This window comes from Pseudoclavibacter sp. AY1H1 (assembly GCF_002931055.1).
GTDB lineage: Bacteria > Actinomycetota > Actinomycetes > Actinomycetales > Microbacteriaceae > Pseudoclavibacter.
Window position 1 is genome coordinate 116243 of record NZ_PSXX01000005.1, and the last position, 24996, is coordinate 141238.

Annotated in this window: 21 protein-coding genes; 14 read left to right on the forward strand and 7 right to left on the reverse strand. The window is 69.1% G+C overall.

Annotation, left to right across the window (positions count from 1 at the left end):
- Positions 1-39: 39 nt before the first annotated feature.
- A complete protein-coding gene (locus C5E05_RS09965; protein ID WP_104341834.1) occupies positions 40-909 on the forward strand; it encodes an HAD family hydrolase in 870 nt (289 codons plus the stop codon).
- Entirely contained in the window at positions 909-2180 is a 1272-nt protein-coding gene (locus C5E05_RS09970; protein ID WP_104243102.1) for a RuBisCO large subunit C-terminal-like domain-containing protein, read from the forward strand. Before C5E05_RS09965 ends, C5E05_RS09970 begins: the two co-directional genes overlap by 1 nt.
- 62 nt (positions 2181-2242) lie before the next feature.
- Here C5E05_RS09970 and C5E05_RS09975 read toward each other — a convergent pair whose 3' ends face one another.
- A complete protein-coding gene (locus C5E05_RS09975) occupies positions 2243-3418 on the reverse strand; it encodes a CdaR family transcriptional regulator (protein WP_104341835.1) in 1176 nt (391 codons plus the stop codon).
- Between the two features lie 143 nt (positions 3419-3561).
- Here C5E05_RS09975 and C5E05_RS09980 point away from each other — a divergent pair, with 143 nt between their 5' ends.
- Genes C5E05_RS09980 through C5E05_RS09990 form a run of 3 tightly spaced genes read left to right on the forward strand, consistent with a single transcriptional unit; the run spans position 3562 to position 7463 of the window.
- A complete protein-coding gene (locus tag C5E05_RS09980) occupies positions 3562-4893 on the forward strand; it encodes an MFS transporter (protein WP_104341836.1) in 1332 nt (443 codons plus the stop codon).
- Positions 4894-4947: 54 nt separating this feature from the next.
- Positions 4948-6654 (forward strand): amidohydrolase, encoded by a 1707-nt coding sequence (locus tag C5E05_RS09985; RefSeq protein WP_104306016.1) that lies wholly within the window; start codon positions 4948-4950, stop codon positions 6652-6654.
- Positions 6651-7463, forward strand: a complete 813-nt coding sequence (locus tag C5E05_RS09990) for a maleylpyruvate isomerase family mycothiol-dependent enzyme (RefSeq protein WP_104299696.1) — start codon at positions 6651-6653, stop codon at positions 7461-7463. The genes C5E05_RS09985 and C5E05_RS09990 overlap by 4 nt, the downstream gene beginning before the upstream one ends.
- Positions 7464-7512: 49 nt before the next feature.
- Here C5E05_RS09990 and C5E05_RS09995 read toward each other — a convergent pair whose 3' ends face one another.
- Together C5E05_RS09995 and C5E05_RS10000 are read right to left on the reverse strand one after the other, a co-directional pair.
- A complete protein-coding gene (locus C5E05_RS09995; RefSeq protein WP_104341837.1) occupies positions 7513-8682 on the reverse strand; it encodes a Cmx/CmrA family chloramphenicol efflux MFS transporter in 1170 nt (389 codons plus the stop codon).
- Between the two features lie 180 nt (positions 8683-8862).
- Complete coding sequence (locus tag C5E05_RS10000; protein WP_104341838.1) at positions 8863-9666, reverse strand: triose-phosphate isomerase family protein; 804 nt, start codon at positions 9664-9666, stop codon at positions 8863-8865.
- Between the two features lie 139 nt (positions 9667-9805).
- Here C5E05_RS10000 and C5E05_RS10005 point away from each other — a divergent pair, with 139 nt between their 5' ends.
- From C5E05_RS10005 to C5E05_RS10015, 3 genes are all read left to right on the forward strand, one after another.
- Complete coding sequence (locus tag C5E05_RS10005; RefSeq protein WP_104306012.1) at positions 9806-11470, forward strand: glycerol-3-phosphate dehydrogenase/oxidase; 1665 nt, start codon at positions 9806-9808, stop codon at positions 11468-11470.
- 69 nt (positions 11471-11539) lie between these two features.
- A complete protein-coding gene (locus tag C5E05_RS10010; protein ID WP_104341839.1) occupies positions 11540-13078 on the forward strand; it encodes a class I adenylate-forming enzyme family protein in 1539 nt (512 codons plus the stop codon).
- On the forward strand, positions 13075-14340 hold the full coding sequence (locus tag C5E05_RS10015; RefSeq protein WP_104341840.1) for a beta-ketoacyl synthase: 1266 nt from the start codon (positions 13075-13077) through the stop codon (positions 14338-14340). The genes C5E05_RS10010 and C5E05_RS10015 overlap by 4 nt, the downstream gene beginning before the upstream one ends.
- Here the strand turns inward: C5E05_RS10015 and C5E05_RS10020 are convergent.
- The 4 genes from C5E05_RS10020 to ptsP all read right to left on the reverse strand — a co-directional run bounded on the left by C5E05_RS10020 (position 14337) and on the right by ptsP (position 18479).
- On the reverse strand, positions 14337-15146 hold the full coding sequence (locus C5E05_RS10020; protein WP_104341841.1) for a MetQ/NlpA family ABC transporter substrate-binding protein: 810 nt from the start codon (positions 15144-15146) through the stop codon (positions 14337-14339). The two genes, C5E05_RS10015 and C5E05_RS10020, sit on opposite strands and share 4 nt — an antisense overlap.
- Positions 15147-15204: 58 nt before the next feature.
- Positions 15205-15885 carry a methionine ABC transporter permease gene (locus C5E05_RS10025; protein WP_104341842.1) on the reverse strand — a complete coding sequence of 227 codons (681 nt, stop codon included), beginning with the start codon at positions 15883-15885 and terminating at the stop codon, positions 15205-15207.
- Entirely contained in the window at positions 15885-16625 is a 741-nt protein-coding gene (locus C5E05_RS10030) for a methionine ABC transporter ATP-binding protein (RefSeq protein ID WP_104243125.1), read from the reverse strand. Before C5E05_RS10030 ends, C5E05_RS10025 begins: the two co-directional genes overlap by 1 nt.
- A gap of 162 nt (positions 16626-16787) precedes the next feature.
- On the reverse strand, positions 16788-18479 hold the full coding sequence (gene ptsP, locus C5E05_RS10035; RefSeq protein WP_104243127.1) for a phosphoenolpyruvate--protein phosphotransferase: 1692 nt from the start codon (positions 18477-18479) through the stop codon (positions 16788-16790).
- A 154-nt stretch (positions 18480-18633) separates the two neighbouring features.
- Between ptsP and C5E05_RS10040 the strand changes: the two genes are divergently transcribed.
- From C5E05_RS10040 to C5E05_RS10065, 6 genes are all read left to right on the forward strand, one after another.
- Positions 18634-19722: a YihY/virulence factor BrkB family protein gene (locus C5E05_RS10040; RefSeq protein WP_104341843.1), complete on the forward strand. Its 1089-nt coding sequence runs from the start codon at positions 18634-18636 to the stop codon at positions 19720-19722.
- Between the two features lie 88 nt (positions 19723-19810).
- Positions 19811-20659, forward strand: a complete 849-nt coding sequence (locus C5E05_RS10045; RefSeq protein WP_104299705.1) for an exodeoxyribonuclease III — start codon at positions 19811-19813, stop codon at positions 20657-20659.
- Positions 20660-20741: 82 nt separating this feature from the next.
- Entirely contained in the window at positions 20742-21749 is a 1008-nt protein-coding gene (trpS, locus tag C5E05_RS10050) for a tryptophan--tRNA ligase (protein WP_181059507.1), read from the forward strand.
- Between the two features lie 91 nt (positions 21750-21840).
- Positions 21841-22578: a polyprenol monophosphomannose synthase gene (locus tag C5E05_RS10055; RefSeq protein ID WP_104341844.1), complete on the forward strand. Its 738-nt coding sequence runs from the start codon at positions 21841-21843 to the stop codon at positions 22576-22578.
- Positions 22579-22592: 14 nt separating this feature from the next.
- Positions 22593-23228: a GTP cyclohydrolase II gene (ribA, locus tag C5E05_RS10060; protein ID WP_104243138.1), complete on the forward strand. Its 636-nt coding sequence runs from the start codon at positions 22593-22595 to the stop codon at positions 23226-23228.
- Positions 23229-23467: 239 nt separating this feature from the next.
- Entirely contained in the window at positions 23468-24877 is a 1410-nt protein-coding gene (locus tag C5E05_RS10065; protein ID WP_104306005.1) for an MFS transporter, read from the forward strand.
- Positions 24878-24996: the final 119 nt, after the last annotated feature.

Consider the following 24996-nt stretch of genomic DNA (forward strand, 5'->3'; position numbering starts at 1 on the left):
CTCGATCCGACCCGACCCGACCCGAAGGAGCACCCCCTCGTGCCAGCATCCGTGAACCTCGACACCGTGCGCGCAGTCGCGCTCGATGTCGACGGGACCATCGCCGGAGCCGACCACCAGCTCACCCCGCGCACGACAGCAGCCCTCCGCTCGCTCGTCGAGCACGGCATCCCGGTGATCCTCCTCACCGGACGGGCGAGACAGAACGTGCTCGAGCTGGCGCGAGAGGCGGGCATCCGCAACACGGTCGCAAGCAACAACGGGGCGGTCATCTTCGACCCGGTGGAGGACACCAACACGACGATCACGCCGATGACGCACGCCGAGGCCAGGCGCATCCTGGACCTCGGCGCGCGCCTCGGGCTCGAACGCACCTGGTGGTCGGTCACCGACATCTACGTCGACCGGGACGGCGAGTGCTCGCGGATGCTGCGGGAGCTCAACGAGCGGGACATCATCGTCGGCGATCCCGACGAGCTGCCTGACGACATCACCAAGGTGATGCTCTTCGGCAGCGAGGCGGAACTCGACGAGGTCGCCGACCGCATCTTCGACGCCGCGCCGTCCGGCACCCGCTCCATGTACTGCTTCTTCGAGTTCGTGGCGCCGGATGCGACGAAGTGGCATGCGCTCGAGACCATGCTCGAGGAGCACGGCGTCGACCCAGCGCACACCCTCGGCCTCGGCGACGGCGGCAACGACCTCGCCTGGCTCACCCAGATCGGCTTCCCCTTCGCGATGGAGAACGCCCGCCAGGAGGTCAAGGACATCGCGATCGGCGTCGTCGGCCACCACGCCCACGACGGTGCCGCCGAGATCCTCGAGGAGCTGGCCAGGAGCATCGGCGCCGATGCCCCGGCACCGACCGCCAAACAGCAGGAGCTCGCCGAGCAGCAGGAGGACCACTGATGGACATCGAATTCGTCCCCGCCGATCTCGCCCTCGAGCGCGACCTGATCCTCGCGAGCTACGTCTTCACGCTGCCGGCGAGCCAGGACGCGCACGCCGTCGTCCAGCGCTTCGCAGTCGGCCAGACCACCGGCACCTGGCTTCCCGTCCCCGGCCTCACGCGCGAGCTGCGCGACAGGCACGAGGCGCGCATCGTGCGCATCCAGCCCATCCCGGCCGCCGACACGACGACCTCGGCGCCAGACGACGCGAGCTGGTACTTCGCCACGATCGGCGTGCCGGCAGTGAACATCGGGGATTCGATCCCGCAGCTGCTCACGACGCTCATCGGCAACGACGCCTCCACGTCGCTCGAGGCGAAGCTCGTCGACCTCGAGTTCCCGCGAGCGCGCCTCGACGCGTTCGCTGGCCCCCGCTTCGGCATCGAGGGGCTCCGGCGGGTGCTCGACGTCGAGTCGCGCCCCCTGCTGCTCAACATGCTGAAGCCATGCACGGGCCTGACCCCCGACGAGGGCGCCGCGATCGCATACGAGACGGCACTCGGCGGCATCGACATGATCAAAGACGACGAGCTGCTCGGCAACACCGCCTTCTCGCCCGTCGTCGACCGTGTCATCGCCTACAACGAGGCGCTCGACCGCGCCGCGCAGGTCACCGGCCGGCGCACCATGTACATCCCGAACGTCTCCGACCGGCCGGACCGCATGCTCGACACTGCCAGACGAGCCGTGGATGCGGGAGCTCGCGCCGTCATGGTCTGCTACGCCAACGTGGGCTACGGCTCGGTCGAGGCGCTCGCCGACGCGGTCGACGTGCCTATCCTCGGGCACTTCGCCGGCTCAGCCCCCTACTTCGAGAACGCCACGACGGGCATGACCTCGCCCATCGCGAGCGGCCTGCTCCCCCGCCTCGCGGGAGCCGACCTCGCGCTCGTGAACACTCCGTACGGCGGGTACCCGATCACGCGGCTGCAGTACCTGCAGACCGCGCAGCAGCTCAAGGTGCCCCGCCCTGGCCTCCGCAGCACGGCGCCCATCATCGGCGGCGGCGTGCACCCGGGCACCGTGGCGACGTACGTCGGCGATCTCGGCAACGACATCGTGCTGGGCGTCGGCGGCGCCATCCAGGGGCACCCGGGCGGACCCGCGTCGGGAGGCCTCGCCATGCACCAGGCCATCGACGCGGCGCTCGCAGGCCGCGACGTCCGCGACTCCGACGGGCAGACACCGGAGCTCGACGCGGCCATCGCAGCCTGGGGCACCCTCGACTAGGCGTGCCTCAGAGCTGATCGCCCGGCACCATCGGCTCCGGACAAGGTCTCTCGCACGAAGTCCTAGCTCCAGGCCACGATGAGTCGTGCGGCATCGCCGGGCAGCATCGGGTCCAGGCCCGTGACCTCGGCGAACCGCCGCAGGCGATTGCCGAGCGTGTTCCGGTGGCAGAAGAGCTCTGCCGCCGACGCGCTGATGTTCCCGGTCCGCAGATAGCTCACGACCGCTTCCCGTAGACGAGTCTGCTCAGAGGGGCCGCAGCGAGCGAGCGCCGCATCGACATCCGCCAGGAGCGGCACCCCCGCATCGACGACTGCGCGCTTCGCGAAACGCGCCCACCCCCGCTCCCACGTCAGAGCGTCGACCTCGTCTGGGCCGAGCAGACGAGCGAGAGACAGAGCGACTTGAGCAGTCTGACCGAGCTCGGGGAGCCCGCGACGAGCCTCCACCAGGCCAACCCGGTGCTCCCGCAGGCGTTGGAGCTGGGCGGCGGATGCAGCAGTCCGGTCACCCCACGGACTCCGTGGCGCGAAGGCGATGATCCCGTCGGCGACCGTATGCGTGAAGAATCGCGTGCCGACCCGATCGAAGTCCGCGAGCAGCAGACGCAGCGCCTCCGTGTCCGACCCCACGGCGGCGCACACGAGCAGAGGCGCCGAGACCTGCACACCGAGATGCGCGGCGACAGCCTGGAGCCGATCGTTCGCCGGAGCCCCTTCGAAGAGACTTGCGATGTGGCCTTGCAGCACCGCCGACGCCTCGCCCTGCATGCGTTCACGCTCGGCGACGTACGCGCGCTGCGCCCGGTGGGCGTACTCGTCGACGGTTCGGATGACGACGGCCGTGTGCCGCACGATGAGGCCCGCGTCCGAGGGGGACGCGGTCCGAGTCACGGCCTCCCAGAGCACCTGGAAATCGGCGTGGATGGCCGACATCAGGGAACTGAGCGGAACGTCCGCACGGGCGCGTGAGACACCGACACGATTGGCCACCTCGACCACGTCCGGCAGGCCACCCTCCCTGAGCCCGTCGATCATCGCATCGAACGCCTGGGTCGCCGTCCTGCGAATCTCGGATCGCGGCACCAATGACGAGGCGTAGCCGGGAATGGTGAAGATCAGGTCCATGAACGCTTCGACAAGCTGCGGCACCTCGATCAGGTCGATGATCGCGAGCCAGCGCTCGCGGTCCTCCGTTCGGGGATGTCGGGAGATCCCCGAACGGGAGGGTGAGGTCATGACCTCCACATTATGTGCAGATGCACTGATTTAGGGAGCAAGATGGGAGCCGATGCCCCCGAAATGATGACGAACCTCCTGGGAGGCTTCCTGTGGGCCCCCGCATACGGCGGTTGCCGGCCAGATCCTCACTGGAGATCATCATGAGCCATCACGCACCGACAGCAACGATCGAGTACAGCGCAGTACAAGAGCTGAGCTCAAGAGACGCCAACAAGGTCGCCATCGGCGCACTTGTCGGCACCGCACTCGAGTACTACGACTTCTTCCTCTTCAGCGCAGCCGCAGCGCTCGTCTTCAACGTGCAGTACTTCACCAACGAGAACGCGAGCGCAGCAGCGCTCGCCTCGTTCGCCACGTTCGGTGTGGGCGTCGCCGCCCGCCCGCTCGGCGGCATCATCTTCGGGGCGATGGGCGACCGGATCGGGAGACGCAAGACGCTGATGATCACCATCATCGGCATCGGCCTCATCACCGGGCTCATCGGCATCCTGCCCACCTACGCGGCGATCGGCATCGCAGCCCCGATCCTGCTCGTGCTCCTCCGCGTCGTCCAGGGGCTCTTCGTGGGAGGTGAATGGTCGGGAGCGCTCACGCTCGTCGTCGAGAACGCTCCCCTGCACCTGCGGGCGCGCTACGCGGTCATCCCCCTCATCGGCTCTCCGATCGGAACGATCCTGTCGTCAGGCGGGTTCTTCCTCATCACGTTCTTCTTCACGCAGGAGAACTTCGACTCGTGGGCCTGGCGGATCCCGTTCCTGCTCTCCCTTCCGCTGCTGCTCATCGCCATCTACATCCGCAGCCGACTCGAAGAATCACCGGTCTTCCGCCAGCTCGAGGCGGCCGGCGAGACAGCGCCGACGCCGGTCCGGACGACGTTCAAGCACAGCTGGCGCCAGATCCTCGTCGGACTGGGTGCCTCGCTCCTCGGCATGGGCGGCTTCTACCTGGTCACCACCTTCTGCGTCTGGTACGGCGTCAACGTGCTCGGCTATGAACCGTGGCTGATGCTTCTCGGGACGATCGCCGCCGCCACGGCGGAGATCTTCGTGATCGTCTGGGCCGGGAGACTCGGGGCGCGGTTCGGCTCCAGCCGCGTCATCTTCTGGGGCGGAATCGCGTCCGCGATCGTGGCGATTCCCGCCTTCATGCTGCTCACCTCAGGTATCCCGACCCTGGTCATCCTCGCGATGGTGCTGGCCGTGTCGACTCTGTCGTTCCCCTACGCCGGCACGGGAGCCGTCTTGACCGGACTCTTCCCCGCGAGAACCCGGTACACGGGCGTGGCGGTGGCGAACAACACGGCCGCCATGGTGGCCGGCTTCGTCCCGCTCATCGTCACGGGACTGGTCGCGACGGCCAGTGACTCCTGGTGGCCCGCCGCCCTCATGCTGGCACTCATCTCGATCATCACTGCCGTCTGCGGTGCCATCGCGCCGCGCTTCAGCGTCAGCCTTCCGGGGTTCAAGCACTAGCACCTCGTCGCGCGGATCAGGGCGAGCAACGAGCAACAGGGAAGAGAGAGCACCATGCACATCGACGTGAAGATCCGGGCCCACGAGATCCTCACCATGGACCGGGCGCGACCGAAGGCGAGCTGCGTCGGAATCCTCAACGGACGCATCGTCGGGTTCGACCAGGACCTCACCGGCATCAGTGCTCGCGAGGAGATCGACTTCGGCGACGCCTGCATCACCCCGGGATTCATCGACGCGCACTGCCACACAGCATGGTGGGGGCTCAGCCTCGGGGCGGTCGACGCCGGCGACAGCCCCACCTACGCATCCCTGTACGGCGCGATAGAGGCAGCTGTCGCTGCGGTCGACGACGAGCCTGGCGCCTGGATCCACGTGACGGGCTTCAATCAGGCTCGCTATGACGGCAGATACCCCAGCCTCGAGCGGCTCGACGAGATCACCGGTGATCACCCGCTCTCCATGCGCCACACGTCTGGACACGCCTCCATCGTCAACACCGAGACGCTTCGAAGGATCGGCGTCTTCCGGGACGGCTTCGAACCGCCAGCAGGCGGAGCTGTCCTCCTGGACGAGAGCGGTGCACCGACCGGTGTGCTCGAAGAGGCAGCGCAAGGCCTTGTCCAGGCACTGCTCATGCCCTACTCGCAGGATGTGCTCGTGGACGCGATCGAAGCTGCAACCGCCAGGTACGCCGCCGAGGGCATCACCAGCTTCTCCGAGGCCGGCGTCGGCGGCGGCTGGATCGGGCACAGCCCTGTCGAGGTGGCCGCCTACCAGGCCGCGGCCGAGCGAGGCTCATTGCACGCTCGCGCTCAGCTCATGCCGGCCGCAGACGCCCTCCGTCCGCTCCACGCGCACCCAGCCGACTTCCACGGCCATGGCGAGGGGAGGGGCCTCGATCTGGGCGTGCGCTTCGGCTTCGGGACCGACGAGGTGCGGTTCGGGCACGTCAAGGTGTTCCTGGACGGGTCACTGCTCGGCGCGACGGCAGCCGTGACCGAGGACTTCTGCGGGCACGACCACAATCGCGGGTACCTGCTCGATGAGCCTGCGCACTACCGAGAGCAGGCGCTCGCCATCTACCGCTCGGGCTGGCCGCTTGCGCTGCACGCCATCGGCGACGCCGCCATCGACCTCGCTCTGGACCTGATCGAGGAAGCGCACTCGCTCTACGGCCCCCTCCCGGCGCCGTGCAGGATCGAGCATTTCGGGATCGCCCGACCAGACCAGGTCACACGCGCCGGGCGCCTGCGAATCGCCGTGACCCCTCAAGCAGGGTTCATCGGGCCCCTCGGCGACCAGATCCTCAAGCGGGTCGGGGCAGGACGCCGCGACTGGCTCTACCGTGGGCGGTCGATCATCGATGCCGGGGGGATCCTCACCGGCTCGTCGGATCTGCCAGTGGCAGACAACAATCTCAGGAGAGGCATGCAGTCAGCCGTGGACCGCCTCACCGCGGGCGGCGAGATCCTCGGGACGCGCGAGGGAATCACGCCGGAAGAAGCACTGCGGACGCACACGGAGTGGGCCGCGAAGGCAACGGGGCAGCTGCGAGACAAGGGCACCCTCGAGGTCGGCAAGCTCGCCGACATGACCGTGCTCGCGTCCTCGCCGATCTCGGCGACGGATATCTCGGCGATCGAGGTCGTCGCGACAGTACTGGGCGGAGAGCTCAGCTACGACTCGCGGAGCTCCGCCGTTGGCGGCCCGGCCCCGATTCCCACGACGATCAGAGACAAGAGAGCAGGAGCAAGATGAACGTGTCCGATGCGACCGCCCAGAGCACACCCCCGACCGGGGGCAGGCAAGCTCCCGGCACCCCTGGCGAGACAGCGGAGGGTCTGCGAGAAGTCCTCCATGCGCAAGCACGCTTCGACGAAGCCCTCTCTCACCTGGACGCCGGGGATCTGCGGGACGCCTCGCTCCTCCCCGGTTGGACGCGCGCCCATGTCATCGCGCACGTGGCCTACAACGCACGCGCGCTGGCTCGCCTCGTGGACTGGGCGGCGACTGGGTCTCGGAACCCCATGTACGAATCCCGAGCGGCACGCGATGCAGAGATCGAGGCCGGGTCTCAGCTGACCGCCGCGCAGCTGGCACGACTCTCGGCGGCGGAGGCGCGGAGCTTCGAGGCCGCCTGGTCCGCGCTCCCCGAGGACCGCTGGGACTACCAGGTCCGGGACGGACGGGGGTCGCCACTCGCGGTGAGGGACACGCTGGAGCTGAGAACCCGCGAGCTGTGGATGCACCTCATCGACCTCGACGCCGGAGTCACCCCGAGCGACGTCCCCGCCGTCCTCCAGCGACGCATCCTGCAGGAGGTCCTGGACACCTGGGCTCGTCACGACCACTTCGTCAGTGCCGTGGCGACGGATGACCGGAGCGCGTTCCACCCGTGGGCCTCGGCCGAATGCGGGCCAGGGGTCCGAGACACGGACCTGCGGGTCTCCGGCACGCTCTCCGACCTGCTCGCATGGGCAACTGGTCGGTCGCTGTCGGGAGTTGCGGCCGCAGACTTCCAGGGCCGGCCACTCGACACCGCGCCGCCCGCCAAACCCTGGATCTAGGCGCCTTCTCGGAGCACCAGGCGACCGAGGCGGACGCCGTCACGGCGGCTTACGCCGTACTCGCCCGCGGCGTCCAGTCTCGCGAGAGCATCATGACGAGGAGCGCGACGACGGTGAGCGCCGCGGCGACCCAGATTGGCGCGAGCGCCCCCACCCCCAGTGCGAGCCCGAGCGCACCGAGTACCGGTCCGGCGGCCGCCCCGATGTTCAGGGCAGCGGTCGCGTAGGAGCCGGCCATCGTGGGCGCTGCGGAGGCTTCGTACAGGACTCGGGCGATGAACGTGCTGCCGACTCCGAACGAGAGCACCCCGAGCACGAGGACCAGAGCGAGGAGCAACGCAGGGTGGGTGGCGCCGCAGGCCATCGCGATCCATCCGGCCAGCAGCAGTGGGCCGCCGACGGCGAGGGCAAGGCCGGGGCGCTGATCGGACATCCGACCCGCGATCGTGACGCCGAGGAACGAGCCGACGCCGAACAGCACCAGCGCGACAGGAACCCACCCTTCGTCGAGCCCCGCAGTGTCGGTCACCACCGGTGCCAGGAACGTGAACGCCGCGAAGGTGCCGCCGTTGATGAGCGCGCCGAGCCCCATCGCTCGCAGGAGCCTCGGTGACGCCAGCTGAGCGAGCTCGGCGCGCAGACTCGGCGCGACGCCGCTCGCCTCGTCCCGAGCGTTCCTCTGCGGGATGCCCCGGACGATCCCGATGAGGGCGGGGACACAGAGGATCGCGATCCCCCAGAACGTCGCGCGCCACCCCAGCGCGGTGCCGAGCAGAGCGCCCGCGGGCACGCCAGCGACGGTGGCGATCGTCGTGCCGGACAGCAGGATCGACAGCGCACGCCCCTTCCGGTCCGGCGGAACGAGTGTCGTGGCGACGCCGAGGGCTACCGCGAGGAACCCCGCGTTCGCGAGCGCACCGAGCACCCGCGTGACGATCAGAGGCGGGAACGACGTCGCCACCGCGCCGACGACGTGGCATCCCGCGAACATGCAGAGACAGACGATGAGCGTCAGCCGCGGTGGCCAGCGTCGAGCGAACGCCGCCATAGCGGGCGCACCGACGACCATGCCGATCGCGAAGGCCGAGGTCAGGAGACCCGCGGTGCCGACCGAGACGTGGAGGTCTGCGGCTATCGCGGGAAGCAGACCCGCGAGCATGAATTCGGATGTGCCCATGACGAAGACGGCCAGGGCAAGCAGGTACAGGGCAAAGGGCATCGAGGACTCCGAGGTGAGCGATCAAGAGAGGGAACTCCTGTCACCACGGCCAGCTGCCCGAGAGAGCGGACTCACACCCGCAGCGTGCGGGGCGGTACGACTGATTAGCGGTTCGCGGGGCTGGCGGTGTGACCGGCAGCCCCTGACCTGTCTGACTCGGGACTCGACATGACCAGCACCCTACCCGCGATCGATGCGTGGCGCATTGCTCGCCAGCTGGTCCTGCACCGCTCGCACTTCGCGGACGGTCTCCAGGAAGCCTGCCGCCCGGAGGCCGAAGCGTCCGAGGAAGACGCCATCGGGGTGCCCCGCGCCGAGCTCTTCCGCGGCATCCCAGATGGCGGCGAAGGTCCCCGGCCCGGCGCTGCCGCCGTAGAGGATGCGCACGTCCCCCGAGCGACCGGCGAGCTGCCCGCGGATATGCGCGATGGTGGCCGCCACGTAGTCGCCGGGGGCCGGCTCGGGCTGCCCGATCGCCCAGCTCGGCTCGTAGGCGACGACGATCGGCCGGTCGCCGGGAACATCCGCGAACGCCTCCGTCAGCTGCCGGTCGATGATCGACCTGGCCGCCTCACCCCGTTCCGGCTCCCCGGCGATCAGGATGGGGACCACTCCCGCGTCGGACGCGGCACGGCACTTCTGTCGCACGTCGGCGAGGGTCTCGCCGAGGAGCTTCGCGCGCTCGGGGTGCCCGACCATGACCAGCGTCGCACCGACCTCCGACAGCACCTCGGCCGCCGTCTCGCCGGTGAAGGCCCCGAGACCGAAGGGCGAGACATCCTGCGCCCCGACCTGCGCTCCGATCTCGTCGAGCGCGTTGCCTGCGATCGAGATGACCGGGTCGGGCGTGCAGAGGAAGATGCCGTCGCCGCTGCGGGGACTCCCCCTCAGCTCGCCCACGACCTCGGCGACCCAGGCTCGCGTGTCGGCGAGGGTCGCGTAGGACTTCGAGCTGTGACCGATCATCATGGCTGGCAGCGTCATCGCTGTTCCTCCGTAGTCGTGGCGTTCAGGGTCGTCGAGGACACTCTCAGCAGCGCACTCGCCGCAAGTCTAATCCTGTGCGAACATGTACGTACAACTTCGTTTCGCGGCCTGGCCGCACGACCGGGTCAGGAGCACCATGGCAACGACGCCGAGCACTTCCCTCCACCGCGGACTCCCGCGTGCGAGCCCACGCGAACTCGCGAGCCGCACCTTCGACGTCATCGTCGTCGGCGCCGGCATCAACGGCGCCGCCGTCGCCCGCGAAGCCGCCATGCGCGGCCTGAGCGTCGCCCTCCTCGAACGCAGCGACTTCGGCGAGGGCACGTCCGCCTGGAACTCCCGCCTCATCCACGGCGGCCTCCGCTACCTGGAGCACGGGGAGATCCCCCTCGTCTACGAGTCGCTCCACGACCGCGAGGCGCTCCTCCACATCGCGCCGCACCTCATCGAGCCCATGCCCTTCATCGTGCCGCTCTACAAGCACAATCACCTCCCCGGCTGGATGTTCCGGATCGGGATGATCCTCTACGACGTGCTCTCCCTCCAGAAATCGCTGCCGTCGCATCGGCACCTCGGCGTGAAGGAGCTCGCCACCGAGTTCCCCGGCCTCCGCCGCAGAGGCCTCGGCGGCGGACTCCACTATTACGATGCGCAGATCGCGTACCCGGAGCGACTCGTGCTCGAGACGATCCTGAGCGCAAGCGACGCTGGCGCGCGCGTCGCGAACTACACGAGCGTGGACAGCCTCGTCCGCGACGGCACCGCCGTGACCGGAGTGGAGGCCACCGACCTGACGAGCGGCGAGCGCTTCACGGTGCGCGGCCAGACCGTCGTCAACGCGGCAGGCCCCTGGCTCGACGAGCTCTCCCTGCCCGCGGGAGTGAAGCGGCAGATCGGCGGCACCACCGGCACGCACCTCGTCGTCGACGAGTTCCCGGGCGCCCCGACCGCCACCATCTACTACGAGGCGTTCACCGACAACCGCGCGATCCTCGTCATCCCCTGGAACGGCAAGTACCTCATCGGCACGACCGACGACCGCTTCGACGGCGACCCGGGCAAGGCGCGCGGCACCGCGGCGGAGGTCGAGTACATCCTCAAGGAGACGAACCTCGTCATCCCACAGGCGAAGCTCACCAAGGCCGACGTGCTCTACAGCTACACCGGAGTCCGCCCCCTGCCCTTCGTCGACGCCGCCAAGACCGGTGCCATCTCGCGCAGCCACATCATCACCGCCCACGACGACCGCCTGGGCCTCGTGAGCATCGTCGGCGGCAAGCTCACGCCGCACCTCAGCCTCGCGAAGGAGACCGTCGACCTCATCGCCGACAAGCTCCTCGGGCGGAAGCTGCCCGCCTCCGGCGCGGCCAAGGCCACCCTGCCCGGCGCATCCTGGAGCAAGTGGCCGAGCACGTCCCTGCGGCGCACGAACCTCAGACGCGACCTCCCGTGGGACGAGGCGATCTCCGACCGCCTCGTCCGCGTCTACGGCGCCCGCGCCCTCGAGATCGCCGCCCTCGCCGCGGAGAGGACGCAGCTCGCGGCGGTCATCGGCGAAGGCCCCTCCGCCATCGTCGCCGCTGAGATCGTGTTCGCCATCGAGCAGGAGAGCGCCGTGCACCTCAGCGACATCCTGCATCGGCGCACGATGGTCGGCCTCGAGGGCGACCTCGCCGTCTCCGTCGCCGAGGAGTCGGCGGCCGTCGCGGCGGATGCGGCCGGTTGGTCGGCAGAGCGCGTCACCCAGGAGCTCGCCGACCACGCCGCGTACATCACTCGCTTCCGCGGCGGGCTCGACTAGCCACCCGATCGACGTGCCCCTGGCTGGCTCCCCACGCAGCCGGCCAGGGGCACGTCCTAGACTCGACTGGTGCCACTCACCCGCACGCTCATCGACACCGCCGCCCGCAGGCCCGATCGCATCGCGCTCGCCGGCGACGGCGAGCGGCTCACCTACCGTCAGCTCTCCCGCTCGTGCGCAGCGGTGCGCGCGGGGGTGGAGACCCTCCTCGGCTCGTCCGAACCCGTCGCGCTCGGCGCCTCGTCGGCTGAGACACGAGGCGTGCCGATCGTGGCCGTCTCGCTGTCGCGCGCGATCGACGCTGCGCGGCTCCTCACCGGCACCATCACCTTCCGGGCCGTCGCCGCTGTCCTCGACCCACTGTGGCCGCTCGAGCACCGGCTCGAGATCCTGCAGCGCGTCGAACCCGCACTGGTGATCACCGACGACCCCAGCTTCGAGGAGCGCCTCCGGGCCTCCCCCTTCGCCGGGACCGTCGTCTCCCTCGCCACGTTCGACTCGGTGGCGGCGGACGCCCTCGCTCGGCGAGGCGACTCGGCGCCTGGCCCCGAGGTCCGACCCCGCGACGAGCCGTTCCTTCTGCTGTTCACCTCGGGCACGACCGACCTCCCCAAAGGCTTCCTGCGAACCCGGGGCAGCTGGGACCACAATGTGGACATCAGCCGCAGGTACCTCGGCATCGAGGACGGCCGCTCGACGATCGCACCGGGCCCGCTCTCCTACAGCCTCACGCTCTACGCGCTCGTCGAGGTCCTCGCGACTGGCGGCTCCCTCTTCCTGCAGAGCCGCTTCGACGCGCAGGCCACCGCGCGGACCATCTCGACCGACCGCGTCGAGCGCCTCGTCGGCGTGCCCGCGATGCTGCTCGCGATCCTGCAGGCCGCACGTCGCACCGAGCAGCCGCTCGGCTCCCTGCTCGAGGTCATCACTGGCGGCGCGAACCAGCCGGAGCACATCCGCCGCAGCTTCGAGGAGACGCTCCCGACGGCGCACCTGCGCAGCTACTACGGCGCCTCCGAGATCGGCTTCATCGGGTACAGCGACGCGGGCGACGGCACGAGCCTCACTCCCTTTGGCGGCGTCGAGGTGAGCGTGCGCGACGAATCTGGTGCGGAGGTGCCCACCGGCGAGACGGGCACGCTCCACATCAGGGTCGGCTCAGCCGTCGAGCGCTACCTCGCCGCGACGAGCGCAGAGCGCATCACGGATGCCGACGGCTGGGCCAGCGTCGGCGACCTCGCCTCGTTCGCGGGCGGGCGCATCCAGCTGCTCGGCCGTGCAGGTGACGTCGCGGTCTCCGGCGGCCACAAGGTGTCCCTGCCCCAGGTCGAACGCGCGCTCGCATCCCTGCCCGGCTGCGAGCAGTGCTGTGCCGTCGCCCTCCCAGACGCCACGCTCGGCTCGATCGTGGCGGTCGTCGTCGAGGGCGAGGCGGAGTCGCTGCCCGCCAAGACGCGGATGCTCGCGCACCTGCGTGCGCACCTGGCGCCGCAGTTCGTCCCCCACCGCCTCTACCGTGCCCGCGTCCTGCCGAGGACCGCCGGCGGGAAGATCCGCCGCGCCGCCGTGCTCGAGCTCGTCGACTCGGGCGACGCGGACCGGCTGTGAACCGCGCCGTCGTCACCGCCGTGGGAGCCGTCACGCCGAACGGGCTCGACGTGGCGAGCACCTGGTCGTCGCTGGTCTCCGGCAAGAGCGGCATCGGCCTCATCGCCGGCGTCGACGCCTCCGACCTCGCCGTGCGCGTCGCCGGAGAGGTGCGCGGCTTCGACGCCGCCTCCCACCTCCCCAAGCGGGACATCGCGAGACTCGACCGGCACGCGCACTACGCCGTCGCGGCGGCGGACGAGGCGATGCGCGCTACGGGCATCGCCATTGGCGCCCTGCCGTTCGATGCCAGCCGATTCGCCGTCACCATCGCAACCGGCTCGGGACCCGTCTCGCTCACCCAGGATGCCGCGCGCATCCTGGATGCCTCAGGCCCTCGCCGGGTGCCGCCTGGCGTCGTCGTGTACGGCGGCCCCGACGCGGCAGCCGCGTACCTGAGCGAACGCTACGGCGCGCGCGGGGCGAGTGCCGGGCTCTCGGCGACGTGTGCCAGCGGCACCGTCGCGCTCGGCGAGGCGATGCGCACCATCAGACACGGCTACGCCGACGCGGTGCTCGTGGTCGCGGCCGACGACTGCCTCAACCGCGTCAACCTGGCCGTGAACGCCACGCTCGGTGCCCTCGCGCTCGGCCACGAGGATGCGCCCGAGACTGCCAGCAGGCCCTTCGACCGCGGACGCCACGGCTTCGTCATGTCGGCCGGAGCGGCCGCCCTCCTCGTCGAGTCAGAGACCAGCGCACTTGCACGGGGCGCGGAGATCCTGGGCGAGATCGCGGGATACGGTGCGACGTCGGACGCCTACCATCCGACGGCGCCGAGGCCGGACGGGAGCGGCGCGATCGCCGCCATGCGCTCCGCCCTCGACGATGCGAAGCTCAGCACCGACCAGCTCGACCACGTCAACGCGCACGGCACGAGCACGCCGCTGAACGACGCCATGGAGACCGCCGCCCTGCGCGAGCTGCTCGGCGCCCGCCTCGGAGAGGTGCCCGTCACCGCCAACAAGTCCGCGACCGGGCACCTGCTGGGCGCCGCGGGCGCGCTCGAGGCCGTCATCTCGCTGCTGACCATGCGCGATTCCCTGATTCCACCGACCCTCAACCTCGACGACCCCGAGTTCCCAGAGCTGGACGTCGTGGCGCGCGAGGCCCGCCCCGCGCGCATCCGAACCGTGCTCTCGAACTCCTTCGGCTTCGGCGGGCACAACGCCTCGATCCTGCTGCGCAAGTTCGTGGCGCCCGCCCGCTCGCGGGATATCTAGAACGCCGGCGGCACGTCAAGCGACTCGAGCGTCTCCCGCACGTGGTCGCTCGTGAACGCCTTCTCGAGCGCCGCGATCTCGGGCGTTCCGAGCTTGTCCTCGCGCGTGACGAGCGTCACGGCGAACTGAGGGTCCTGTTCGACGGCGAGACCGTTGTCGACCGGCGTCAGCCCCAGCTGGCGCGCGAACGAGGGCAGGTTGAAGACGGCATCCGCTTCTTCGTACGCCGTGTTGAGCTGCAGCAGGTCGACCTGCGTGATCGTCAGCTCGCGCGGGTTCTCCGTGATGTCGGCGACCTTCGCGGTGAACCGCTCGACGCTCGGGTCGAGCGTGATGATGCTCTGGTCGGCGAGCAGCTGCAGGGCACGTGCCGCGTTCGCGCTGTCGTTCGGGATGACCACGCTGCCGCCTTGCGGCAGCTCGTCAAGCGAGCTGAGGGTCTTCGAGTAGAACGCCACGACCGTCGAGTAGATCGGCTTCACCCCGGCGAGCGAGGCGTCGTTCTTCGTGTTGAACTCCTCCATGAAGGGCACGAACTGCACGAAGTTCGCATCGATCTCGCCGTTCTCGACGAGCACGTTCGGCTGCACGTAGTCCGAGACGGGCACCAGCTCGATCTCGTAGCCCTTCTCGATGACCTCGGCCGCCGCCTCGACGACATCCGTCATGGGCGTGACCGTCGCGGCGACCTTGATCGTGACGACGTCGCCACCCGCTTCCCCGGCGGACGGAGAGCACCCTGCGGTCAGGAGGGCGAGGGAGCCGACAGCCAGTGCGGCGCCGATCGAGCGGAGGCGGAGTCTCATGGCGGTTGGTTCCTTTTCGGGTCGTACAGGAGGCGGATGGGCGTCGTCCGACGGGGAGTCAGCGGCGGTCGAGGGCGACCGAGAGCCGGTGGCCCCCGGTCTGGAGGAGCTGCACGCAGACGATGACGATGACGATGGTCGTGTACATGAGCGGGTAGTCGTACTCCTGGTACCCGTAGCGCAGGGCGAAGTCGCCGAGCCCTCCGCCCCCGACGACACCGAGCACCGTCGAGTACGAGAGCAGGCTGATGGCGGCCGAGGTGAGCGCGTAGACGAGCCCGCTGCGCGCCTCCACGAACAAGAAGCGGGTGATGATCTGCCCGGTATCGGCGCCCATGGACCTGGCGGCGTGGATCACACCGGAGGGCACCTCCAGCAGGATCTGCTCGACGAGGCGCGCGTAGATCGCGACCCCCACGAAGCACAGCGGGAACGTCGCCGCCTGCGTGCCGAACGTCGTGCCGAACACGAGGCGCGTGAGCGGGATGAGGAACACCACGAACAGCAGGAAGGGGAACGACCGGACGACGGTGACGTAGAGGTTGGCGATCCGCCACAGACCACGATGCTCGCGCACCCCACCCGGCCGCGTCAGGTAGATGAGGACGCCGAGCGGTAGCCCGAGCACAACCGCCGCCGCGAGCGAGAACACGAGCATGTACCCGGTCTCGGCGAGGGCCTGGCCGATCGCGTCGGCGTTGCCGGTCAGGGAGGAGGCGATGCTGTCGATGAGCTCCATCACGACTCGAGCATCCGCTTCGCGTGCTCGGCGTAGGAGCCGCGGTCGTCGCGCGCGCTGTGCTCGACCGAGACGATGCCCTGCAGGCGGCCCCGGTCGAGGATAGCGGCCCGGTCGCAGATGGCCTTGACTGCGGCGAGCTCGTGGGTGACGAGCGCGATGGTCGTGCCGAAATCCTCGCGCGTCGAGGCGAGCAGCCGCAGGATGTCGCTGGTCGTCCGCTCGTCGAGCGCCGAGGTCGGCTCGTCGCAGAGCAGCAGCGGCGGCCGCGTCACGAGCGCGCGTGCGATGGCGACGCGCTGCTTCTGCCCGCCCGAGAGCTGAGCCGGGTAGTCACCGCCGCGATCGCCGAGACCCACGTAGTCGAGCAGCTCGTCGACGAACGCCGGATCCTTGCGCCGCTGGAGCCGCAGCGGGAGCTCGACGTTCTGCCGCGCCGTCCGGTTCGCGAGCAGGTTGAAGCTCTGGAAGACCATCCCGATTCGGCGGCGCAGGCCACGACGCTCGCGCTCGCGCATCGCAGACGGGTCTGCGCCCTCGATGAGCACCGTCCCCTCGCTCGGCGTCTCGTCGGCATCGAGGAGCCGCAGCAGCGTCGACTTCCCGGCGCCGGACTCCCCCACGATGCCGAGGATCTCGCCCCGTCGGATCTGCAGGTCGATGCCGTCGAGCGCTGGCGCACCCGCCCCGTATCGCACCGTGACGCGTTCGAGAGCGGCCACGGGGCCGGGATCAGGCATGCACGCTCCGTCGTTATTAGATTGTGTACAACTATAGCGCCGAGCCGTCGGATGCGGAACCCCGCGCACGCAGAAGCGGGGCACATCCGGAAGAATCCGGATGCGCCCCGCTCGACACCTGCGACGCCCGCCGGTGAACCGGCAGCGCTTGCAGAGTGAGGCCTACGCCTCGACGACCGGCACGGCCGTCGTGATGACACCACGCGTCGCGAGTGCGTCGACGACGCGCCCCTTCGCACCCTCGGCCGACTTCGCGAAGATCGCGAGGTGCGCGATCTCCTTCGCCTGCTCGAGCGTGACGCGCTTGAGCGCGGCGCGGACCTCGACGAACGCGGGAGGAGCCATGGAGAGCGAGCGAACGCCGAGACCCACGAGCACGATCGCCAGGTTCGGGTCGGCCGCGGCCTCGCCGCACACACCCACGTTCTTCTGGTGGTGCTCACCCGCCTCGCCGATGCGCTCGATGAGGCGCAGCACGGCAGGGTGCCACGGGTCCTGGAACGCCGCGACGCTTCCGAGGAGACGGTCGGCCGCAAGCGTGTACTGCGTGAGGTCGTTGGTGCCCACGGAGACGAAGTCGCTCGTCTCCAGGATCTGCTCGGCCAGGAGCGCAGCCGAGGGAACCTCGATCATGCTGCCAGCCGTCATGAGGCCGTACTCGCGAGCCAGCGCCGTGAAGTGCTCGCTCTCGTGCGCGTCGGAGACCATGGGAGCCATGACCCAGACCTTCGCCTCGGTCGCAGCCTGCGCGTTGGCAAGCGCCTGGAGCTGGTCGCGGAGGATCTGCTCCTTCTTCATGAGGACGCGGATGCCGCGAAGGCCAAGTGCCGGGTTGGGCTCGTCGGCCTCGGTGAGGAACGCGAGGGGCTTGTCGGCACCGGCGTCGAGCACGCGCACGACGACCTTCTTGCCGGGGAAGTGGGCGAGCGCCGCCGTGTAGTCGGCGGTCTGCTTCTCCACCGACGGGGCCGTGTCGCTGTCGAGGAAGAGGAACTCGGTGCGGAACAGGCCGACACCCTCGGCGCCGAGCGCTGCCGCGCGCTCCGCATCCACGGGCTTGCCGATGTTCGCGAGGATCTGCACGGGCGTGCCGTCGGCGAGCTCGCCCGGCTCGACCGGAGCGGCCTTCATCGCCGCGACGCGGTCGATCTCGGCCTGGGCCTCCGCGATGCGCTCGGCGGACGGCTCGGTGATGACCTGGCCCTTGGCCGCGTCGACGACGATGGTCTCGCCGTCGCGGAGGCTGTCGGCCTCCTTGACCGCGACGACCGCGGGGAGGCCCTTCTCGGCCGCCAGGATGCCGGTGTGCGCCTTCGGGCTGCCGTCACGGGTGACCAGCGCGAGCACCTTCGACAGGTCGAGCTTGGCCGTGTCGGCGGGCGCGAGGTCGTGCGCGACCAGGATGAACGGGGTGTCGCTCGACGGCACCTCGGGTGCAGGAACGCCGCGGAGCAGGGCGATGACGCGCTGCGAGACGTCACCCAGGTCGGTGGCGCGCTCTGCGAGGTAGCCGCCGAGGCTCTTGAGCATCTCGGCGAACGAGGAGAATGACTCGAAGACGGCACGCTCGGCGGTCTTGCCACCCTCGGTGGCCGCCTTGATGCTGTCGGCGAGCGACGGGTCGGCAGCCATCATGGCCTGCGACTCCAGCACGTTCTTCGCCGCGCCGTCGACGGTCGCTGCTCGAGCGGTCAGCGCCTCGCCGGTCTCACGGAGTGCGGCGATCGCACGCTCGTACTCCGTCGCGGCGTCGCCGGTGGCGCGCTCGTCGGCCGGTTCGGGGAGCGGATCAGGCATGCGCAGGACTTCACCGAAAGCGACGCCGGTCCCGACGCCAAACCCCGTGTATTTCATAGCAACTCCTTCGTGCTGGTAACTCAGACAGCGTATCGGCACAGCAACGTAGGCTTCGACCGTGACCGAGCAAGACTCAACCAAGAGTTCGCGCAGTTCCACTTTCGCGCCGCCGTTTCCGAAGTTCCCCCCGGAGGCGCCGTTCGGCGAGCGCATGCAAGCACTGATCGCCTGGGCCCAAGCTACCCGCCCCGCCCGAGTCTTCGCCCATTTCGGGGCGAGAAGTGCTTCGGTGCTGGCCGGCGGCATGGCCTACTCCGCTATCTTCTCCATCTTCGCTGGCATCTGGCTACTCTTTTCTGTCGCCGGCATCTTCCTCGCGACGAACACCGAGCTCCGCGACGGGCTCATCGGAGTGCTCAACTCATCCCTGCCCGGACTCATCGGCGAGCAGGGCGCGATCGACCCGAGCCTCCTCGAGAGCACGGGCGCCTTCGGCTGGGCGAGCGCCATCGCCCTCATCGGTACCCTCGGCACCGCGCTCGGCTGGCTCGGGCAGGCGCGCACGGGCATCCGCACGATCTTCGACGTCCCCGTCGCGACCAAGCGGAGCTTCGTCGTCCAGAAGCTCATCGACCTCGGCTTCCTCCTCGCGTTCGCCGTGGCCCTTGCCATCTCGACCGCGCTCACGGTGCTCTCCTCGACCTTCCTCTCGTCGCTGCTCGAGACGGTCGGCATCGACGAGTCGAGCGGATTCGCGCTCGTCGTCATCCGCATCGTGACGGTCCTCATCCTCCTCGCGTTCGACACCGTCGTCCTGGCCGGCATCCTGCGCATCCTCGCCGGCCTGCGCATCCCCACGCGCTCGCTGTTCTTCGCCGCCTTCCTCGGGGCGATCATCATCGGCATCCTGAAGCAGATCTCGACGGCGCTCATCGGCGGCGCCACGAGCAATCCGCTCGTCGCCTCCTTCGCCGTGCTCCTCGGCCTCATGATCTTCCTCAACCTGCTCTGCACCGTGCTCCTGCTCACCGCGGCGTGGGTCAAGGTGACGATGGATGACATCGGCGCCTCCCCGAGGCTCCTCACGGCCAAGGAGGCCCGCGAGGAATCGTCCGACACGATCCTCCGTGCCGAGCGAGAGAAGATCGCGACCCAGGTGATCGAGTCCCGCGAGCGGCTCAACGCGGCACCTCGGTTCTTCCGGTGGAAGGCCATGGCCGAGTACCGGGCTCTCCTGCGTGAGCAGCGCAGGATCGAAGCCGAGGCGCAGCGACGCCGCTTCCAAGGCGGACGCGTCTAGACGACGCGCCCCAGTTGAGGGGCGCCAGGGGACAGGCGACCGGCGACGCCGAGTGCCCGTGTCGGTGGTCCCGTCTAGACTCGAGCGCATGCCAAGAACCATTCGCATCGCGTCAGTGAACGTCAACGGAGTCCGTGCCGCCTACAAGAAGGGCATGGGCGAGTGGCTCGCCGAACGCGAGGTCGACATCCTGGCACTGCAGGAGGTTCGCGCCCCCACGGAAGAGCTGCACAAGCTCATCGACACGTCCGATTGGGACCTGCACGACCACCTGGCGACCGCGAAGGGTCGCGCCGGCGTCGCCATCGCCTCCCGAATCCCGATCAGCGCCGTCCGCACCGAGCTCGGCCCGGACGACTTCGACTCGGCGGGCCGCTGGCTCGAAGCCGACTTCGACATCGACGGCACCCCGCTCACGGTCGTGAGCTGCTACGTCAACTCCGGCGAGGCAGACACCCCGAAGCAGGACGAGAAGTGGAAGTTCCTCGACGCCATGAGCGCGAGGCTCCCCGAGCTGCAGGCCCACAGCGCCCACTCGCTGATCGTCGGCGACCTCAACGTCGGCCACACGAAGCTCGACATCAAGAACTGGAAGGGCAACGTGAAGCGGGCCGGCTTCCTCCCCCGCGAGCGCGCCTACTTCGACCGCATCTTCGGCGAGCACGGCGCGAGCGTCGAAGGCGCAGACGGCAGCACCGGCACCGGGCTCGGCTACGTCGACGTGGGCCGCGCGCTCACCGGCGAGGTCGAAGGCCCATACACGTGGTGGTCGCAGCGAGGCCAGGCGTTCGACAACGACACCGGATGGCGCATCGACTACCAGGTCGCGACCCCCGAGCTCGCCAAGCGCGCCGTCTCCTACGCCGTCGACCGCGCCGCCAGCTACGACACCCGCTGGTCGGACCACGCGCCCGTCGTCGTCGACTACACGTTCTGACCTCCGGGGTCGTCGCCCCGCATCCGCCCGCACCGGCCCACCCCACTCGCACGACCAACCGCACGACCTCGAGGATCTCCTGATGACCAAGCCAGTGCTCTTCTCCGGCATGCAGCCCTCCGCCGACTCGCTCCACCTCGGCAACTTCATCGGCGCGCTCAGCAACTGGGTGCCCATGCAGGAGGACTTCACGGCCATCTACTGCGTCGTCGACCAGCACGCCATCACCGTGCCCTTCGAACCGAGCTCGCTGCGCGAGCGCACCCGGGTGACGGCTGCGCAGTACATCGCGGCAGGCATCGACCCCGAGAAGTCGATCCTCTTCGTGCAGTCGGCGGTGCCCGCGCACGCGCAGCTGCAGTGGGTGCTGTCCACCATCACGGGCTTCGGCGAGGCCAGCCGCATGACGCAGTTCAAGGACAAGTCGCAGCGGTACGGCGCAGACACGACGACCGTCGGCCTCTTCACCTACCCCGTGCTCATGGCCGCAGACATCCTGCTCTACCAGGCCGCGTCCGTGCCCGTCGGCGAAGACCAGCGCCAGCACATCGAGCTCACCCGCAACCTCGCCGAGCGGTTCAACTCGCGCTTCGGCGACACCTTCGTCGTGCCGGAACCGCACATCATGAAGGAGACCGCGAAGGTCTACGACCTGCAGAACCCAACCGCCAAGATGTCGAAATCGGCGGAGTCGGACGCTGGCCTCCTCCGCCTGCTCGACGACGAGAAGGTCACGCGCAAGAAGATCATGCGCGCGGTGACCGACGCCGACGGCGAGATCCGCTTCGACCGCGAGACCAAGCCAGGGGTGTCGAACCTCCTCACCATCGCCTCCGTGCTCTCAGGGTCGTCGATCGACGAGATCACGGCGCAGTATGCGGGCGGCGGCTACGGCGACCTCAAGAAGGGCCTCGCCGAGCTCGTCGAGTCCACGTTCGCTCCCATCCGCGAACGGACCAACGAACTCCTGGCCGACCCCGCCGAGCTCGACCGCATCCTGGAGCGCGGCGCAGAGCGGGCAAGCGAACTCGCCCTCACGACGCTCGACGAGGTCTACGCCCGCGTCGGCTTCCCCAAGCCGAGACGCTGACCTCGCCAGTTCCCTGAGAGGCGAGCTGGGCACTTCCCACACCCCAGCTGATCGCACCATTTCTGCCGAATCTCCGCGCTAGGATGACGCAATGCCCGAAACGCTCGTCATCATCCCCACCTACAACGAACGCGAAAACGTCCGCTCCATCGTGGACCGTGTTCTCGGGGCGGACTCGCGTATCCACGTGCTGGTCGTCGACGACAACAGCCCAGACGGCACCGGCGACATGGCCGACGAGATGGCCGCGGCCGACGAGCGCGTCACCGTGCTGCACCGCGCCGGCAAGCTCGGTCTCGGCACCGCCTACCTCGAGGGCTTCGCGCTCGCAGCCGAGCGCGGCTACACCTACGTCTTCGAGTTCGACGCCGACGGCTCGCACCCGCCCGAGCGACTGCCGGAGATGATCGACGCGCTCGATGCTGGCGCAGGCCTTGTCATCGGAACCCGCTGGATGCCCGGCGGGCGCACCGAGAACTGGCCCCTCCAGCGCCAGATCCTCTCCCGCGGCGCGTCCATCTACGCCCGCGTGCTGCTGCAGAGCAAGATCCGCGACATCACCGCCGGCTACCGCGGCTACCGCGTCGACCTCCTCCAGGGCTTCGACCTCAGCCGCATCAAGAGCGCCGGCTACTGCTTCCAGATCGAGATGGCCTGGCTCTTCGAACGCTCCGGCATTCGCGTGAGCGAAGTGCCCATCACGTTCGTCGAACGCCAGGAAGGCGCATCCAAGATGTCGAGCGACATCATCGTCGAGGCCGTCTGGCGCGTGTTCGCCTGGGGCCTCGGCTACCGACTCGGCGCGCTCTCGCGCCTGACCGGTCGTTGAGCGAAGGCGATTCCATGAGCGACGCACCCACCTCCTCCGTCACCTTCGAGGCCGAGACCTCGATCCCCACGCGCCACGGGGTCCTGCGCTTCCGCGCGTACACCGACGACGCCGACGGGCAGCTGCACCTCGCGATCATCTCCGGTGAGCCCGAGAACGGCGCCATCGTGCGCGTTCACTCCGAGTGCCTCACGGGTGAGGCCTTCGGCTCGCTGAAGTGCGAGTGCGGGCCGCAGCTCGACGCCTCCCTCGAGGCGATCGGTCGCGACGGCGGCATCGTGCTGTACCTCCGCGGCCACGAGGGCCGCGGCATCGGACTCCTCAACAAGCTCCGCGCCTACGCCCTGCAGGAGCAGGGGCTCGACACGGTGGATGCGAACCTCGCGCTCGGCCTCCCCGCCGACAGCCGTGCCTACACGGCAGCCGCCCGGATGCTCGATGACCTCCAGATCTCCCGCATCCGCCTGCTCACGAACAACCCCGCCAAGGCCGAGGCCCTCGAAGCGCACGGCATCACGGTCGAGGAGCGCGTGCCCCTCGAGGTGGGGCGTGAAGACGCGAACCTCGCCTACCTGACCACCAAGGTCCAGCGCATGGGTCACATCATGAGCGAGCTTCCCCAGCTGCCGAACGACGACGCCGCCAGCTGAGCACAGCCGGAACCGCATACCTCATGCGGCCCACGATTGGGTAGTGGGCCAGCGAAAGCGACGAATGACGTGTAACCTCGTCTCGGCCGGAAGCCACAAGCATCCGACCGAGCACGCGTCAATCCACCTCGCATCCGCACGGTCCGACGCGTTCCACCCACCGCTGCTCTGAGCTCAAGCACCGCGCAACCCGCACCGAAACCGCGACTCACCAGCGAGCCAGCTGTCTCAGGAGCAACGTGTCATCCCCCAGCAAGACCAAGACCGGAGCGTCCGTCGAGGAGTTCGAGGTCAAGAACTCCCGCGGCAAGGTCCTCACCGCGAGCCTCGTCGGAACCTCGATCGAGTTCTACGACTTCTACATCTACGCGACCGCCGCGAGCCTCGTCTTCCCGGCCCTCTTCTTCCCGAACGACAACGAGACGACGGCACTCCTCGCCTCGTTCGCCGTCTTCGGCGTCGCCTTCATCGCTCGCCCCATCGGGTCGATCCTCTTCGGCCACTTCGGCGACCGCATCGGCCGCAAGGGCACCCTCGTCGCGACGCTCCTCACGATGGGTATCGCCACCTTCGCGATCGGGCTCCTCCCGACGGCGCTCACGCCCGGCTGGGAGATCCTCGCGCCGACGCTGCTCGTCATCATGCGCTTCTGCCAGGGCCTCGGCCTCGGCGGCGAGTGGAGCGGCGCGGCCCTCCTCGCCACGGAGAACGCCCCGGCGAACAAGCGCGCCATCTACGGCACCTTCCCGCAGCTCGGCGCCCCCATCGGCTTCATCCTCGGCAACCTGCTCTTCGTGCTGCTCTCCCACTTCATGAGCGACGAGACGTTCTTCGCCTGGGGCTGGCGAGTGCCGTTCCTCCTCAGCGCCATCCTCGTCATCGTCGGCCTCTGGGTGCGCATCAGCCTCCTCGAGACGCCCGCGTTCGAGAAGGTCGTCGCCGCAGGCGAGGTCTCCAAGGTTCCGCTGTTCGCAGCGTTCAAGACCAGCTGGCGCCAGATCATCCTGGGCACGTTCATCATGCTCGCCACCTACGTGCTCTTCTACATGATGACCGCGTTCACTCTGTCCTTCGGGACGAAGGCCACGACCGAGCAGGCTGCCGCGAAGGCCGAAGCAGCCGGCGAGGCGTTCGACCCGGCAGCCTGGGTGCCAGGTCTCGGCTACATGCGCGAGCAGTTCCTCATCATGCTCATCGTCTCCGTCGTCTTCTTCGGCATCTTCACGCTCGTCTCCGGCCCGCTCGCCGAGAAGTACGGCCGCCGCAAGATGCTGCTCTGGACCACCGGCGCGATCTTCATCTTCGGCTTCGCCATGACGCCGCTGCTCGCTGGCGGATTCATCGGCACGCAGGGAATGCTCGTCATCGGCATGACGCTCATGGGCCTCACCTTCGGCCCCATGAGCGCCGTCCTCCCCGAGCTCTTCCCCGCCAACGTGCGCTACACCGGAAGCGCCATCGCCTACAACCTCTCGAGCGTCTTCGGCGCCGGCTTCGCGCCGACCGTCTTCATCGCGCTCTGGGCGTTCGGCGACGGCAGCCCGTTCTGGGTCGGCGTGTACCTCGCCGGCGCCGCGGTCCTCACCTTCGTGGCGCTGCTGATCTCCAAGGAGACCCGCGACATCGCATACGTGACCAACACGAAGTAGTCGCCGCGCCTCATCGACGGGGGCCGTGCATCCACTGCGGATGCACGGCCCCTTGTCGTCTGCCTGCCCAGCGGGCCGGGAGGGGCGGATGCCCCAGGTCGGGGCGGGTACCCTTGGCG

Excerpts from the sequence above, each read along its gene's own strand:
- C5E05_RS09970 (WP_104243102.1), top strand. The coding sequence starts at position 909 with ATGGACATCGAATTCGTCCCCGCCGATCTCGCCCTCGAGCGCGACCTG.
- C5E05_RS09975 (WP_104341835.1), bottom strand. The coding sequence starts at position 3,418 with ATGACCTCACCCTCCCGTTCGGGGATCTCCCGACATCCCCGAACGGAG.
- C5E05_RS09980 (WP_104341836.1), top strand. The coding sequence starts at position 3,562 with ATGAGCCATCACGCACCGACAGCAACGATCGAGTACAGCGCAGTACAA.
- C5E05_RS09985 (WP_104306016.1), top strand. The coding sequence starts at position 4,948 with ATGCACATCGACGTGAAGATCCGGGCCCACGAGATCCTCACCATGGAC.
- C5E05_RS09990 (WP_104299696.1), top strand. The coding sequence starts at position 6,651 with ATGAACGTGTCCGATGCGACCGCCCAGAGCACACCCCCGACCGGGGGC.
- C5E05_RS09995 (WP_104341837.1), bottom strand. The coding sequence starts at position 8,682 with ATGCCCTTTGCCCTGTACCTGCTTGCCCTGGCCGTCTTCGTCATGGGC.
- C5E05_RS10000 (WP_104341838.1), bottom strand. The coding sequence starts at position 9,666 with ATGACGCTGCCAGCCATGATGATCGGTCACAGCTCGAAGTCCTACGCG.
- C5E05_RS10005 (WP_104306012.1), top strand. The coding sequence starts at position 9,806 with ATGGCAACGACGCCGAGCACTTCCCTCCACCGCGGACTCCCGCGTGCG.
- C5E05_RS10020 (WP_104341841.1), bottom strand. The coding sequence starts at position 15,146 with ATGAGACTCCGCCTCCGCTCGATCGGCGCCGCACTGGCTGTCGGCTCC.
- C5E05_RS10025 (WP_104341842.1), bottom strand. The coding sequence starts at position 15,885 with ATGGAGCTCATCGACAGCATCGCCTCCTCCCTGACCGGCAACGCCGAC.
- C5E05_RS10030 (WP_104243125.1), bottom strand. The coding sequence starts at position 16,625 with ATGCCTGATCCCGGCCCCGTGGCCGCTCTCGAACGCGTCACGGTGCGA.
- ptsP (WP_104243127.1), bottom strand. The coding sequence starts at position 18,479 with ATGAAATACACGGGGTTTGGCGTCGGGACCGGCGTCGCTTTCGGTGAA.
- C5E05_RS10040 (WP_104341843.1), top strand. The coding sequence starts at position 18,634 with ATGCAAGCACTGATCGCCTGGGCCCAAGCTACCCGCCCCGCCCGAGTC.
- C5E05_RS10045 (WP_104299705.1), top strand. The coding sequence starts at position 19,811 with ATGCCAAGAACCATTCGCATCGCGTCAGTGAACGTCAACGGAGTCCGT.
- trpS (WP_181059507.1), top strand. The coding sequence starts at position 20,742 with ATGACCAAGCCAGTGCTCTTCTCCGGCATGCAGCCCTCCGCCGACTCG.
- C5E05_RS10055 (WP_104341844.1), top strand. The coding sequence starts at position 21,841 with ATGCCCGAAACGCTCGTCATCATCCCCACCTACAACGAACGCGAAAAC.
- ribA (WP_104243138.1), top strand. The coding sequence starts at position 22,593 with ATGAGCGACGCACCCACCTCCTCCGTCACCTTCGAGGCCGAGACCTCG.